13 protein-coding genes are annotated in these 13998 nt (G+C 62.1%); 3 read left to right on the plus strand and 10 right to left on the minus strand.

All coding sequences use genetic code 11. The features are described from left to right. Positions 1-24: 24 nt before the first annotated feature. The 5 genes from RE4_RS24940 to rfbA all read right to left on the minus strand — a co-directional run bounded on the left by RE4_RS24940 (position 25) and on the right by rfbA (position 3971). Complete coding sequence (locus RE4_RS24940; protein ID WP_046379739.1) at positions 25-1116, minus strand: S1C family serine protease; 1092 nt, start codon at positions 1114-1116, stop codon at positions 25-27. A 69-nt stretch (positions 1117-1185) separates the two neighbouring features. Beyond that, complete coding sequence (locus tag RE4_RS24945) at positions 1186-2016, minus strand: glycosyltransferase family 2 protein (protein ID WP_020905790.1); 831 nt, start codon at positions 2014-2016, stop codon at positions 1186-1188. After that, entirely contained in the window at positions 2013-2483 is a 471-nt protein-coding gene (locus tag RE4_RS24950) for a GtrA family protein (protein ID WP_020905791.1), read from the minus strand. The genes RE4_RS24945 and RE4_RS24950 overlap by 4 nt, the downstream gene beginning before the upstream one ends. Further along, positions 2483-3094, minus strand: a complete 612-nt coding sequence (locus RE4_RS24955) for a dTDP-4-dehydrorhamnose 3,5-epimerase family protein (RefSeq protein ID WP_223257871.1) — start codon at positions 3092-3094, stop codon at positions 2483-2485. Before RE4_RS24955 ends, RE4_RS24950 begins: the two co-directional genes overlap by 1 nt. Position 3095: 1 nt before the next feature. Then, the gene (gene rfbA, locus RE4_RS24960; protein ID WP_020905793.1) at positions 3096-3971 is read right to left on the minus strand and encodes a glucose-1-phosphate thymidylyltransferase RfbA; all 876 of its coding nucleotides are present in this window, start codon (positions 3969-3971) and stop codon (positions 3096-3098) included. A 107-nt stretch (positions 3972-4078) separates the two neighbouring features. Here rfbA and rfbB point away from each other — a divergent pair, with 107 nt between their 5' ends. Beyond that, positions 4079-5086, plus strand: coding sequence for a dTDP-glucose 4,6-dehydratase (rfbB, locus tag RE4_RS24965; RefSeq protein ID WP_024488303.1), 1008 nt, complete (start codon positions 4079-4081; stop codon positions 5084-5086). On the opposite strand, the gene RE4_RS24970 is transcribed toward rfbB, so the two are convergent. After that, positions 5083-6009 (minus strand): NAD-dependent epimerase/dehydratase family protein, encoded by a 927-nt coding sequence (locus RE4_RS24970; protein WP_020905795.1) that lies wholly within the window; start codon positions 6007-6009, stop codon positions 5083-5085. The two genes, rfbB and RE4_RS24970, sit on opposite strands and share 4 nt — an antisense overlap. 2 nt (positions 6010-6011) lie before the next feature. After that, positions 6012-7040 (minus strand): glycosyltransferase, encoded by a 1029-nt coding sequence (locus RE4_RS24975; RefSeq protein ID WP_223257872.1) that lies wholly within the window; start codon positions 7038-7040, stop codon positions 6012-6014. 108 nt (positions 7041-7148) lie between these two features. On the opposite strand from RE4_RS24975, the gene RE4_RS24980 reads away from it, so the two are divergent. Continuing rightward, a complete protein-coding gene (locus tag RE4_RS24980) occupies positions 7149-7829 on the plus strand; it encodes a class I SAM-dependent methyltransferase (protein ID WP_081098428.1) in 681 nt (226 codons plus the stop codon). Here the strand turns inward: RE4_RS24980 and RE4_RS24985 are convergent. Further along, entirely contained in the window at positions 7784-10003 is a 2220-nt protein-coding gene (locus RE4_RS24985; RefSeq protein WP_060939562.1) for a hypothetical protein, read from the minus strand. The genes RE4_RS24980 and RE4_RS24985 overlap by 46 nt on opposite strands. A 135-nt stretch (positions 10004-10138) precedes the next feature. Between RE4_RS24985 and RE4_RS24990 the strand changes: the two genes are divergently transcribed. Further along, positions 10139-11992: a glycosyltransferase gene (locus tag RE4_RS24990; protein ID WP_024488161.1), complete on the plus strand. Its 1854-nt coding sequence runs from the start codon at positions 10139-10141 to the stop codon at positions 11990-11992. A 3-nt stretch (positions 11993-11995) separates the two neighbouring features. Here the strand turns inward: RE4_RS24990 and RE4_RS24995 are convergent, their stop codons facing one another. Continuing rightward, positions 11996-12823 carry a TylF/MycF/NovP-related O-methyltransferase gene (locus RE4_RS24995; RefSeq protein ID WP_020905800.1) on the minus strand — a complete coding sequence of 276 codons (828 nt, stop codon included), beginning with the start codon at positions 12821-12823 and terminating at the stop codon, positions 11996-11998. 47 nt (positions 12824-12870) lie between these two features. Continuing rightward, complete coding sequence (gene rsgA, locus RE4_RS25000; protein WP_020905801.1) at positions 12871-13956, minus strand: ribosome small subunit-dependent GTPase A; 1086 nt, start codon at positions 13954-13956, stop codon at positions 12871-12873. Between the last annotated feature and the right edge of the window lie 42 nt (positions 13957-13998).

The raw sequence follows: 13998 nt of genomic DNA on the forward strand, positions 1-13998 counted from the left end.
TTTCACGGCTGGCGCCTTGTCCGACTAGCGAGGTGGCCCCTCGTCGAGGACCAGCGAACCGGTCCCGGGTTGCCCGGTTGCGTCCACCCACGTCACCGCGACGGTGTCGCCGGGGCGGCGCGAGCTCATCGCCGCGTTGAGATCAGCGGACGACGCGATCCGGCTGCCACCGAACTCGGTGATGACCGCACCTTTGGTCAGCCCCACCCGCTCGGCCGGCGAATCGAAGCTCACGGCAACAACTTCCGCGCCGGCCGGCATCTCCGCGTGATCCTTGACTGCGACACCGAGCACGGGCGTCGGTCCCACACGCACGGTTTCGGAGGAGCGGCCACCGAGTACCTGCTCGACGATCGGTAGCGCGGTGTCGATCGGTATCGCGTAGGACTGAGGCGCCGGCGAGGTTTCGGTGCGGTCGGTGACGGCGTTGCCCGCGCTGCTGACGCCGATCAGCTCGCCAACGGCGTTGACCAGGGGGCCACCGGAATCGCCCGGCCGGATGTCCGCGTCGACCTCGATGAGGCCCTTCAACTGGTTTCGCGATCCGTCGGACACGTTGCGGGTGTTGACGGTGACACCGAGATTGGTGATGACGCCGGGAGCTGGGACGGGTACTCCGCCGCCTTCCGCATTTCCGATTGCGGTGACGGCATCCCCACGAGTGGCTTCTGCTGATTTGCCGACCACAGCCACCGGCAGATCCGTGGCGCCCGCGAGTCGAAGGACGGCAAGGTCGCTGACGCTGTCGTACCCGAGGATCTCGGCGTCGTAGATCAGTCCGTTGGACATGCTGACGGCAGTGACGTCCGAGGCCCCGCTGATGACGTGGTGATTCGTGAGCACCACTCCGTCAGGGGAGAGCACGATCCCGGTTCCGGCGGTGGTGGTGAATCCGGCCGGCGCGGTGATGGTGACGATGGTGGGGACCACCTGGGCCGAGAGCTCCTCCGGGGTGAGCGGAACAACCGGCGCCGGTGGGGTGGTGGTGATAACCGTGACCGGTGCGGACTCGATCGTGCCAGGCGTCAGAGGCGGTGCGACCAGTGCGAGGGCGCCGAGTCCGGCTGCGAGAACGGCGGCCGTCCACAGACCGCGTCTGCCCGCACGTTTGGTCATCCAGCCGTCCGTCCCGCCGGTCGTCATCCCATCGAGTGTGAAAGGTGAAGATTACCCAACCGGCAACGATCAAGACATGCGATGGCGCAACAGCATGTAGACGCCGCGACGCATGAACGAGGTGGCGAGTGCGCGTGCGTCGCCGATTCGGACGTCCATTGCGGAGACGAGAGTCGGATCCGATTCCCGGAGATCTTTGTGGAATGCCGCTGCCTGGCGTGCCTGATCCTTGGCCAGACGCACACTCCACTGTCCGGCGTTGACGCGGAAGGACGCGAGGGGCTTGGCGATCGCATAGACGTCGCCTTGGAGTGCGACGGCGGTGTACGTGGCTTCGTCGATGACGTACGGGTTGGTGTCGTCCCACCATCCGATGGCCTTCAAGGCGGATCGCTTCATGAGTACACATCCGGGCTCGCCGAAGATGTTCGCTCCCGCCGTTACCGTCTTTCGGGCCGCGTCGCGCCCGGTGACCCGTCCCTTCAGCCCTGCAAGTCCGCGCGCGGAGAGGATGGTCTTTCCGTTTGCATCGACCAGTTTGCGTTGCGAGGCCACGAGTACCACCGAGGGGTGCTCGTCGAAAGCCGCGACCTGTTCCGCCAGGCACTCGGGGTAGATGGTGTCGTCACCGCACACCAGTTTCAGGAGCTCTCCGTTCGCGGCTTCGCTGACCCGGTCCCAGTTTCGCTTCGCTCCGCCGCCGGCCTCGGTCGACAGGATCTCGATCCGCGGATCGTCGGCGTATCGCGCCAGGACCTTGACGGTGTCGTCGGTCGACGAATGATCCGAGATGATCAGTTCGAAGTCCTGGTAGGTCTGATTCAGGATCGAGTCGATCGTCTCGGCAATGTAGTCGGCATTGTTGTAAGCCGGGACGACGACGGAAACACGCGGAGTCATGAGTTGCCTGTTCTCTTGTTTCGACTGAACGAGAAATCGCGGTAACCGAAGAAGCTTGCTGTTGCGGTTACCGCAGTGATGACGAGTTGTGACGGGATGGGAGGAAAGTGCAGGACCGAGACCGCGACGGTCATCAGCGCGAGGTTGATCACGAAGGCGCCGAAATTGACGACGACGAATCGCCAGAAGTCACGGAGGAAGTGACCGCGAACTTCGAACACCAGGTAGCGGTACATCGCAAAAGCGCACAGCAGGTTGCAGACGTACCCGGCAACGATCGCGAAGTGGTAGCCGAATTGATCGCCGAGCGCGATCTGCCAAGCAATGAACCAGGCGGTTCCGAGCGCCGTGTTGACGCCACCGACGAGCAGAAAGGCAAGGGCCTGATTCTTGACGACGCGCATCAACGGACCCGGCCTGCCGGTCATTCCGGCGGGGGGTGTTGCAGTCGAATCCGGTGAAGCCATCAGCCTTCGCCGAACGTGGGCAGCAGCCCCGCCGACACGGCATCTTGAAGCGACGGTGCCGCTGTGTCCTTCGCGGAGAGCGTGATGTTCAGGGGCTCACCGCTGCGACCCACGGTGGGCCAGTCGATCGCTATGTCGGGATCGAGGGGGTGAACTTCGTGCTCACGTTCGGGGGCGTATCCCGTCGAGCACAGGTAAACCACTGTCGAGTTGTCCTCGAGGGACAGGAAGGCGTGCCCGAGCCCTTCGGACAGAAAGATCGCTCGGCGGTCGACGTCGTCGAGAAGGACCGAATCCCACTGGCCGAAGGTCGGCGATCCCACGCGGAGGTCGACGGCGATGTCGAGTATCGCGCCTTTGACACACGTGACGTACTTGGCCTGTCCGGGAGGGACGTCGGCAAAATGGATGCCTCGTAGGACGCCGGCAGCCGAGACCGAGCAATTGGCCTGCTGAAGGTCGAGGGTGCGGCCGGTGATCTCGGAGAATCCGGGTTCACGGAACCACTCGAGGAAGACTCCACGGTCGTCGCCGAACTGTTTGGGTGTGAATTCCCAGGCCCCTGGCACTTTCAGTTCGCGATACTGGCTCATCACGTGAGTATCTGCCATGTCACCAGTCCTTGCCGCGGTCGAGAAGTTCGAGAAGGTATTTTCCGTATCCGGATTTGAGGAGCTTCTCCGCACGAATGCGTAGCTCGTCGTCGGTGATGAATCCGTGCCGCCACGCAACTTCTTCGGGCGCGCCGATCTTGAGTCCCTGACGCTCCTCGATCGTGCGCACGTAGTTCGATGCGTCGAGAAGCGAATCGAAAGTTCCGGTGTCGAGCCACGCGGTGCCGCGAGGAAGTACTTCGACCTGGAGGCGACCAGCTTCGAGGTACGCACGGTTGACGTCGGTGATCTCGTACTCGCCGCGTGCCGATGGTTCGAGGTCCTTGGCGATGGCGACAACGTCGTTGTCGTAGAAATACAGGCCAGGCACCGAATAGTTGGAGCGCGGATTCGCCGGCTTCTCCTCGAGCGAGACGGCTTTGCCTTCGCGGTCGAACTCGATGACTCCGTAAGCCGTGGGGTCCGAAACCCAGTACGCGAATACGGCGCCACCGTCGATGTTCTCGAAACGCGTGAGCTTACTGCCCAGACCTGGGCCGTAGAAGATGTTGTCGCCGAGGACGAGGGCCGCGGATTCCGAACCGATGTGGCCGGCTCCGAGTACGAATGCTTGTGCGAGACCATTCGGCTCGTGCTGGATCTGGTAGGTCAGGTCGACGCCGAACTGCGAGCCGTCGCCGAGCAACCGCTGGAACTGCGGTGCGTCGTCTTCTGTGGTGATGATCATGATGTCGCGAATCCCGGCCAGCATCAGGGTGCTGAGTGGGTAATAGATCATCGGTTTGTCGTAGACGGGGACCAGCTGTTTGCTCACGCCGAGCGTGATGGGGTGCAACCTCGACCCCGTGCCGCCCGCCAGAATGATTCCGCGCATGCCTCGAAGTGTTCCAGTGTTCGCTGGAGAAACAAATCTCGGGCGCACGGTATCGTGCGTGGCCGGTAGATAGATCGGTTCGATTCGGTGATCGTGGAGGCGCAAACGTGAGAGTTCTCGTGACTGGCGGTGCAGGCTTCATCGGCGCCAATTTCGTCCATCAGACGGTGGCAGAGCGCCCCGACGCCGAGGTCACGGTGCTCGATGCGCTGACCTACGCGGGCAACAAGTCTTCGCTCGATTCGATAGCCGACCGCATCACGTTTGTTCACGGCGACATCACCGACGCAGTTCTCGTCGACGAACTGGTGGGCGCTGCCGACGTCGTCGTTCATTTTGCTGCCGAGTCCCACAACGACAATTCGCTCGCTGATCCGTGGCCGTTCGTGCAGACCAACATCGTGGGAACCTTCACGCTCCTGCAGGCTGTGCGCAAGCACGACGTCAGGTATCACCACATTTCCACCGACGAGGTGTACGGAGACCTCGAACTGGGCGATCCGGACCGTTTCACGGAGTCGACCGCGTACAACCCGTCGAGCCCCTACTCGTCGACGAAGGCATCGAGCGACATGTTGGTGCGCGCGTGGACCCGTTCGTTCGGCGTCCGGGCCACCCTGTCGAACTGCTCGAACAATTACGGCCCTTATCAACATGTCGAGAAGTTCATCCCGCGGCAGATCACCAATGTTCTCGCCGGATTGCGTCCCAAGTTGTACGGCGACGGTTTGAACGTCCGTGACTGGATCCATGTCGACGATCACAACAGCGCGGTCTGGGCGATCATCGACGGTGGCCGGATCGGTCAGACCTACTTGATCGGCGCTGACGGTGAGGTGAACAACCGAACTGTCATGGAGTCGATTCTGCAGATATTGGGCCGTGGCGCCGACGAGTTCGATTTTGTCACCGACCGCCCGGGGCACGACGTGAGGTACGCGATCGACTCGAGTCTGCTCCGGAAAGAACTTGGCTGGTCCCCGCGCTACGAGGACTTCCGCAGTGGTCTGGAAGCGACGATCGACTGGTACCGCGACAACGAACAGTGGTGGCGTCCGCAGAAGGACGCGACCGAGCAGGCATACGTGGCAGCCGGCGAGAAGACCACTTCCTAGCGCGCAGCCAGATTGCGGCGGATGGAGTCGAGGGTCGACGCTATCCCGGCAGGCAACGGGCGATGTGTGCGCTGGTCCAGATCAGTCCACACGATCGATCGCAGCCGTAGGTCTCGGGCTTGCGCCGAAGCGAGTGGAGAACTGGCGAGCACAACGTTGGGGCGTTTTCTGAAGACGGTGTGGCACGCGCCGAGGATCGCCCCGATGGTGACGCTGCGTCCGGACGCGTAGATCTTGGTGACCGTCGGTTCCTGCGACGCTTCCGCTCGGGTGAAGCTGTCGACCACCATTTCGGCCGCGTCGGAGACGTAGACGTAGTCCCGAAGCGTGTCCATGGGAACGTAGATCGAAATGGGCATCGACAGCAGATAGCCTCGGCAGAGGTGCGAAATCAGGCCTTGGGGTTTCGCCAGATTCTGACCCGGGCCGTAGAGATTTGCGAATCTTCCTATGACAGTGCGGGTTCCGCTTCTGGAGCCGAATTCGCGAACAATGGATTCGGCATCGAGCTTTGCTCGCCCGTAGTCGGCCAGTGGATTGGTCGCGCTTGTTTCGGTGTGCGGTGCTCCGGGAGCTCCGGCGTAGACGCCGCCGGCAGACGAAGCGTGGAAGACGGTCCCGACGCCTGCGTCCGCCGTCCCCAGCTCGTCGAGAACGTCCTTCATGAGTTGGTTCTCGCGAGCGAATTCGTCACTGCTCGTACCGTTCACACCTGCACCGGCGCACCACGCCATTCGCCACGGGCCGCCGGCGGCGTCAGTAACCAGTTTCCTGGCATCGGCGAACAGGATTTCTCTGGCCAGAGCGGGTTCGCCCCACGGGACGCGGCTGGTGCGGATGTCGGCCCCACGGCGCTCGAGTTCGCGGGCCACGGAGCTGCCGAGGAGGCCGCCGCTGCCGACTACCCACGTGGGGACATTCATTGTTACGCGGGTGGCTCGGTGGCGTTCCGGCGCCCCAACGGGCCTGACGCGGGGTCGCTGACGATGAGGTACGGCGGCTTTCCCATTGCCGTCTTGACTGCGACACCGATGTATTCGGCGATCACACCCAACGAGAAGAGCACTGCCCCGAAACCGAACAGCATCACGATCATCGTCGACGCCCATCCTCGTACCTCGACGCCGGCGTCGAAGAACACGTACGACGCCAACACGTAGAGGACGATGACGAGACCGCCGACAGCGAACAGGAAGCCGATCAAGCTGACCATTCGCAGGCCCTTGGTGCCGCTGGAGAGAACCATTCGCCAGAAATGCGACAGCAAGCTTCTGAGGTGATATCCGGATGCGCGTCCGCGTTCCTCACGCAGTTGAACCGGGCTGGTGGTGACCTCTCCCGCGATCCAGCCCAGAGCCACGTCGAGGTAAGCCTCGGATCCGGCGTATGCGGCGACCGACCGTCCGACCTCTCCGAGGACCAGTCGGAAGCTCTGATACTTCACGGAGTTCTCGGACGAGAGAATTTTGGTGGTCAACCATTTCGACGACTTCGACGCCGCGTTGCGTAGCGCACCGTGGGGTGCCGCGTTCACGGGCTGCGCGTAGACGAGGGTGGCCTGTTGATCCAGTGCAGTGTCGAGGAGTCCACCGATGTCGGCCGGGTCGTGCTGGCCGTCTTCATCCATGGTGACAACCCATTCGCCACCACTCGACGCCATTCCCGCCAGTGTTGCCGGATGTTGGCCGAAGTTGCGCGAGAGCCAGATGGGTCGGATGAAGTCATGTTGTCTCGCGAGTTCACGGATGACCGCAGCTGATCCGTCCGGACCGTGGTCGAAGACGAGAAGGACTTCTTCGACGACCAACGGCCGCCCGCCGGGAGTGGTCTGGGTTTTCGTCAGGGGAAGTATCTCGTCGATGAGTGCATTGAGAGTGTGTTCGCCCTGGTAAACCGGCACGACGACGGAAATTCGGTGCGGTTGCACCGACTCGGGTGTGCCATCGGTCTTCACAGGCGGGGAGTGTATACGTCGCCGAGGGTCGGCTTCTCGGCGTGGGGGCGTACATGTCGGAGAATCGTGAAGTTATGATCCGGATCACTCGACGAAAGTGAGTCTCCAGTGGCCGAGTTCGAAGATCACACCAACGATCGACGCGAGAACAATCGCGAGAACACAGGCCTTCCTGGGAGAGCCGATACGGGTAGCGGTGATACCACCGACACCGAGTACACGGCTTGGTTGCGTGAGCTTCAAGGCGCCAAATGGAAGCGCGTTCTGAACGTGCAAGCGCCGTATCAGTGGAATATCCGACGTTTCCTCGGCGGCCGGGAGGTGCTCGACGTCGGCTGCGGGATCGGCCGAAATCTGCGAAATCTTCCCCCTGGCAGTGTCGGGGTGGACCACAACGAACATTCGGTGGAGTTCTGTCGATCGCTCGGGTTCGAGGCGTACTCTTCTGCGGAATTTCACTCCGAAAGCGATCAGCGAACCTTCGACGGAATGCTGATGGCGCATCTCCTCGAGCACCTGCCGGCGGGAGAAGCTTCCGGCATCGTCGCCGAGTACCTTCCATTCCTGGAACCGGGTGCGACCGTCATGCTGATCTGCCCTCAGGAACGTGGCTTCGCCAGCGATCCCACGCATACCGTCTTCCTCGACGGCGTCGACCTCGAAAAGATCTGTGCGGACAACGGTCTTGTAGTCAGGCGCTCGCTGTCGTTCCCGTTTCCGCGGTGGATGGGAAAGCCGTTCATCTACAACGAGTCTGTGGTGATCGCGGAGGTCCCGTCCCGGCTCTGACGCCTGTCGCGGTAGTAGATCACGGAGAGGCCGGCAAGGATAACGAGCCCGAAGCCCATACCGACATAGCCGATCCTCTGTCCTGGGGAACGGAAGTTGATCACCAGTTCCGCGTTGTCGGTGCCAGGCGGCAGATCGACGTAGAGGTACGTTCCGCCAAGGCCCTTGGTCGGGATGGGTTCGCCGTCGAGGGTCGCGGTGTAGCCCGGCCATGCCAACCGTGCGAATACCACGCTGCCACCGCCCGGTGAGCTGACTCGCACACGCTCGTTCTTGACGCTCATGTACTCGGACTGTGCGTCGGCATTGACAGTTGCCGACACACGGCCCGGTTGACCGGAGATCGGGCCGGCGTCGCGTTCGAGGACGTAGATCTGGTCCTGGGCGACCTCGGGCACTTCTGCCCAGTGCCACCCGGGTGGGGCGGGTTCGTTGTCAGCGCCCGGGTACTGCTTCCGTTGAAGGACGACGCGGTCGAGCAGCATCAGGTCTGCGCTGGCTCGACCGGTGTATTCATCCGGCCTGAACACGTTTCGGTAGGCGTCGTCGCACGTCGACCCGTCGAATCCCATACACAGAAGCGAAGCGAAGTCCGCGTGGCCGACCGGGGTGTACGCGTTGACGTAGTCGAGATCGAGCACCTTGGCGTAGTTTCCGTACACCTGCGAAGTCCACGGGAGTTCTGTTGTTTCGGCGTCGATTCGGATCAGCGCGCGATTGCCGAGCTGAAGGGTCGTGCCCGGGAAATCCGGAAAGTTCGCCTTGGCTTCGGATTGGCTGGTCGGCAGGTACCACTTGTTCAGCGCCTGGGGATACGCGATCACTTGATACAGAGTCACCGGAGCGATGGTGAGAATCAGTAGACCTGCGATCGCCGGGGCGCCGTATCTACGACCGAGGTAGATGGCGAGTGCTCCGACGGCGATGATCACGACAGCCCAGGTGAGATGTCGGATGAAGTACTGCGGACCCGAAGAACTGGCACGAATCATCAAGACGAACACGATCAACGATGCAGCGATGACGCGTGATCGCAGTTTGTCCAAAGTCCCGAATCGGCTCAGCAGCACACCGAGTAGTACCAGGGAGAACACCGCGACGAAGGGAAGTAGTCGTGCCGGCCACCGAATCTGGCCGATGTCGCTGGGGCCCGCGGTGAACAGCAGAATGAAGGCCAACAGCAGCAGCGGGGTCACCAACTCTCGCAGCGAACCCTGTGCTTTCCGCCAGCCGATGAATGCCAGTGCCGGTATCGCGAACCAGGCGATGTAGGTGATCGGTGCGTAGGTGGTTTCGCCCGTCCAGGACTCGATGCTCGAGACGGACGACGGAATACTCGCCGTCAGTGTTTCCGACCACGGTGCCGTCAGGAAATTGTCGTTGAACGTACCTTCTTCGCCGGTGCGCCATGTGACGGCCGAGGAGAGCAGACCTGGAAGAAAGGTGATCGCGCCGCAGGCGGCGGCCGAGATGCCGACCAGTCCGAGCTTCACTGTTGTCCGCCACTGCGGACTGCGGACGTATTCGCCCACCATCAGTGCCCCGACGGTCACTCCGGCCATCAATGCCGCATGGACGTATCCGACGCTGATCGCGAGATAGAGGAAGACGAAGACGGGTATCGGCCCCGACCGGCCGCGGGCATAGCGAATTCCGCTGGCCCACGCCTGCACCACCCAGGCCATTCCGATCACCGACGTAACCCACGACGGGTACTCGAAGTACAGGGTGAACCCGGCAAAGGGCACTGCGCTTCCGGCGACGGCCGCCCAGTAGGGGCGCGCGCCGTATTCGAGGCAGACTCGATAGACGCCCCATCCGAGGATGATCGCGAATGCCAACTTCACCAGCGTGGCCAGCAAAGCGAGATTGTCGACGGACGGTGCGATGTAGTTGATGAAGATCTGGACCGGGTTCCACAGCCCACCCTGACCCTCGACCGGATAGTTTCCAGCCATCCACTGATCCAGAACCAGCGAGGGGAATTGTCCCTCTCGCATCAGATGGCCCAGCTGAACCCAGTTGCCGACCGCACCGGATTCGGTGTCGTCGACATAGAAGTAGCGAGGGTCCACCGTGACGATCGCGAAGAATGCGAGGCACACGACTGCTGGGATCACAGCGCCCCAGCTCCAGCGTTCCCGACGGGTGGGAGCGGGTAGTTCGAGTGTCAAGGGATCTCCAGGTCGCACGGGTGGATGCACCAGAGACAGTAGCCGAGGCTGTGTTTTCGAGTTTCGGGGGTAATTCCACCTCGGATACCCTGCGAGTGACAGGTACAGCTTTTTCAAGATTCACGTAGGAGTCATATGCCCGAGCAGGTAAAGGTGGGGGTGCCGGAGAACGGGCAGGTCATGGCTCGCCGTTTGGTGGTCCAGCGCGGCGTGTTCGTCGGAATGTCGCCGATAGTCAACGACGACCTGTACGTCGAGTTCCGGAAGGGCTCCGGTGAGCGGACCCGGCACCGAGTCGCTCTGGACAAGGGCGCACGTATCAGCACCAACACCTATTTCGGGCGTTTCGCTGCCAGCTACTGGCAGCGGTGGACGACTGTCACTGAGGTCGAGGCTTCGCTGCGGATCGAGAGCGAGGGTCGGTTCCGCGTCCGGATGGTTGCTTCGGATATCGCCGGGCATCGCCGTATTCTCGAGACCCGCGACGGATCGGGGTCCTCGGAGGTCACGTTGACCACATCGTTGGACAAGTTCGTCGACGGCGGCGCCCTCTGGCTCGAGGTGGATTCTGTCGACGCTCCGATGACGATCGACCACTTGGAATGGACCGTGGCCGCTCCGGAGACGGTTCGCCCGGTCTCGGTGGCGATCTGCACCTTCAATCGGGCCGACGATTGTGCCGAGACTGTTGCTGCACTGGCTTCCGATGCCACTGTGCGTGACCTCGTCAGCTCCGTGTACGTCGTCGATCAGGGTAACGACCTGGTGAAAGATCGGGCGCGCTTCGTCGAGGCGGCAGACAAGCTCGGTGAGAAGCTGAAATATCTGCAGCAGCCGAATCTCGGCGGAGCGGGCGGTTTTTCACGTGGGCTTTTCGAGGCTACATCCGAGGGGACAGATCTCGCCGACGTCATCCTGATGGACGACGATATTCTCTGTGAACCAGAAACAGTGTTGCGCCTCAACGCTTTTGCGAATATGACGGTGGAACCGACATTGGTGGGTGCACAGATGATGTATCTGCTCAATCCCGATTTCCTCAATGTCGGTGCCGAAGACGTAGATCTGAAGACTCTCCATCACGGGCAACGAGTGCCCAAGGCTCTCATCAACACGAGCATGCTCAAGAAGCGTCAAGAGCGTCGAGTCGATGCGGGATACAACGCCTGGTGGACGTGCCTGATCCCCGCCGAAGTTGTCGAAGCCATCGGGTTACCCGTTCCGATCTTCTTTCAGTGGGATGACGTGGAGTACGGAATCAGGGCCCGGAAAGCAGGGTTTGTCACCGTCACGTTGCCCAACGCCGCTGTGTGGCATGCCGATTTCTATTGGAAGGACTTCGACGACTGGGCCCGCTACTTCAGTACGCGTAACTCCCTCGTCGTCGGGTCTTTGCACAGCGATCTCGACACCAAGGGACTTTCACGTCAGTTCTTCCGCCAGATTTCCGAATTCCTCGTCGGAATGCAATACGGCCTTGCCTTCACGACGTTGAAGGGCATCGAGGATTATCTCGACGGTCCGGAAGCGTTGCGGGACGGCGGCATCGAGGCCATGGCAAGCATCCGTGCCGGCCGAGCGCAGTATGCCGAGACGATCAAACACGATGCGGCTACCGCCCCGATCGCCTCGAACGAACTCCACACCGAGCGTGCCGGTGGTGAACCGAGCCTGATGCGAGTGATTCTGGCCAAACGTGGGTTGAATCAGTGGCTGGGGCGCACCCGTGGCGGTTTGGTCAATATTCCGCGCGAGGATGCGCACTGGTGGCACATCTCGCAGTTCGACCATGTAGTCGTCACCGATGCTTCGCAGTCGGGGGTACGTATCCGGCAGCGAGACAAGGCTACGGCGCGTGCTCTCTTGATCCGAACGGTGAAGCTACTGCGTCGATTCCAGAAGGAAGCACCTGCCGTGTCGGCGAAGTACCGTGCTGCGATGCCGGAACTCACGAGTCGAGAGAACTGGGCACGTCTGTACGAGAAGTGATTCTCAGCTGGTGATCTCGACGATGACCTGCTCGTTGTCGACGGTGTACCCGAGGTATTCGAACGAGATGCCGGTGCGTGTGACGAACTCCGTCCACGCCCGGTACTCGTGCTGCTGCCACCCGGGATAGTTGAAGAACTCGTCGAAGACGACGATCGACCCGGGGACCAGTCGGTCGCCGAGGAGATCGAGCACGGTCTTGGTGGACGAGTAGAGGTCGGCGTCGAGGTGCAGGAACGCAACGGGGCCGGATTCGTCGTTCAGGAACGAGGGCAAGGTGTCCTCGAAGAGGCCCGGAACAAGTTGCGCTCCAGGCACTTCGGGGATGGATTCCTGTGCGAACTCGCCGACCGGGAACCCGGTGCGCCAGGTCTCCGGAAGGCCGGAGAACACGTCGAAACCTGCGACGGTCCCCTCGCGTTCGGTGAAAGCCTCCGCGACGATCCTGAGTGTGGTTCCGCTGGCGACGCCGAATTCGAGTGCCATGCCGGGTATTTCGATCAAGCCCAATGCGTGGCGCAGCGTGTCGTGTGGGTGGCCGAATGTGTCGGTGACTCGAAGGTGTTCGAGGATGAACTCGGCGGTCGATGCCGTCGCTTCGAGGTCCACGGCGTAGGCCAGATCCCGACGCTGGCGAAATTCCAGCTCGTCGATCCTGGACCGGAGGCCCGCGATGTCAACGCGGGCCTCGGCCAGTTCGTCACGTGAGAGTGCCAGCGCGTCGAGGATCTGCTGCGTGCGATCGGCGTTGCGACGGTCGGCGGTCTCGACCACCTCGGATACCGCACGCTGAAGCTTGGTCCTGGCGCTGGAACGGAACCGCTCGAACATGACAACCTCTCGTCGGGATCACCCCCCATGCTGCCAGGCTTTCTTCGCTACCGGTCCCGACCACGGTAGTGACTCTTGAGATGGCGGGAGATCACCTTGATCTCCCGCGTCCTCTCTGCCTGCAGCCGAGCATTGCTTCGGGCGGCGTTCCACGCGTTCTCTCGCTGTAGTTTCCGGTAGCTCGCAAGTCTCCGCTCGTCCAGATCGCCGCGCCCGAGTGCGGTCAGGACTGCGCATCCCGGCTCGGAGTTGTGTGCGCAATCCGAGAACCGGCACTCTGCAATCAGTTCCTCGATCTCGGGGAACGTCTTGTCGATTCCCTCCGCCGCATTCCACATGCCAACCCCTCGCAGGCCGGGTGTGTCGATCAACGTCCGGGCGCCGGAGAAGGGGATCAGTTCTCTCGTGACTGTGGTGTGGCGTCCCTTTCCGTCGCCGGTTCGAACGCGGCCGGTCTCGAGTCGATCGGCGCCTGTGGTGTCCGCGAGGAGTGCGTTCGCGAGCGTCGACTTACCGGCGCCGGATGGACCGAGTATCGCCACGGTGCCGTCCAGAACTGCATCGAGTACATCCATTCCTTCGTTGGTCTCGGCACTGACGGCCAGCACTGTTGCGCCGGGCGCAATGGCAGAGACCTCGGCTAGAGTGTCGGAGATATATTGAGCTGCATCCGATTTGGTGAGTGCGACGACAGGTGTTGCGCCACTTTCCCAGGCGAGTGCGAGTAGTCGCTCGATGCGCCCGAGATCGACGTCGCCGTCCGACGCCGTGGCGATGACGACGGTGTCGACGTTCGCAGCCAGAATCTGGCCTTCCGATTTTCCGGACGCCGAGGATCGAACGATGCTGCTTGATCGGGGGAGTATCGAAGTGACCGTGTGCATCTCGGGTTCGCGTGAGTTCAGTACCTCGGCGACGGTCACCCAGTCGCCCGTGCACAGTTGGCTGGCACCGCGTGGATCGCTGCCGCTGAGTGCGCGAACTGTGCCTTCGGCGACGGCCACGTCGCACCGGCCGCGGTCGACGCGAAGAACGCGCCCGGGTGCGGAGTCCGGTGGGGCCAGGGTAGTGAATGTGTTCGAGAGTGTTGCGTTCCAACCGTATTCGGTCAGGGGCGTGCTGTTTTCCGGCATGGTGATTGTGTCCTCGAGTACGAAGAAGTGTGAACGTTGACG

It is taken from the genome of Rhodococcus erythropolis NBRC 15567 (assembly GCF_001552595.1).
GTDB classification, from domain to species: domain Bacteria; phylum Actinomycetota; class Actinomycetes; order Mycobacteriales; family Mycobacteriaceae; genus Rhodococcus_F; species Rhodococcus_F erythropolis.

Coding starts and splice junctions, on each gene's coding strand:
- RE4_RS24940 (WP_046379739.1), bottom strand. CDS start 1,116: ATGACCAAACGTGCGGGCAGACGCGGTCTGTGGACGGCCGCCGTTCTC.
- RE4_RS24945 (WP_020905790.1), bottom strand. CDS start 2,016: ATGACTCCGCGTGTTTCCGTCGTCGTCCCGGCTTACAACAATGCCGAC.
- RE4_RS24950 (WP_020905791.1), bottom strand. CDS start 2,483: ATGGCTTCACCGGATTCGACTGCAACACCCCCCGCCGGAATGACCGGC.
- RE4_RS24955 (WP_223257871.1), bottom strand. CDS start 3,094: ATGGCAGATACTCACGTGATGAGCCAGTATCGCGAACTGAAAGTGCCA.
- rfbA (WP_020905793.1), bottom strand. CDS start 3,971: ATGCGCGGAATCATTCTGGCGGGCGGCACGGGGTCGAGGTTGCACCCC.
- RE4_RS24970 (WP_020905795.1), bottom strand. CDS start 6,009: ATGAATGTCCCCACGTGGGTAGTCGGCAGCGGCGGCCTCCTCGGCAGC.
- RE4_RS24990 (WP_024488161.1), top strand. CDS start 10,139: ATGCCCGAGCAGGTAAAGGTGGGGGTGCCGGAGAACGGGCAGGTCATG.
- RE4_RS24995 (WP_020905800.1), bottom strand. CDS start 12,823: ATGTTCGAGCGGTTCCGTTCCAGCGCCAGGACCAAGCTTCAGCGTGCG.
- rsgA (WP_020905801.1), bottom strand. CDS start 13,956: ATGCCGGAAAACAGCACGCCCCTGACCGAATACGGTTGGAACGCAACA.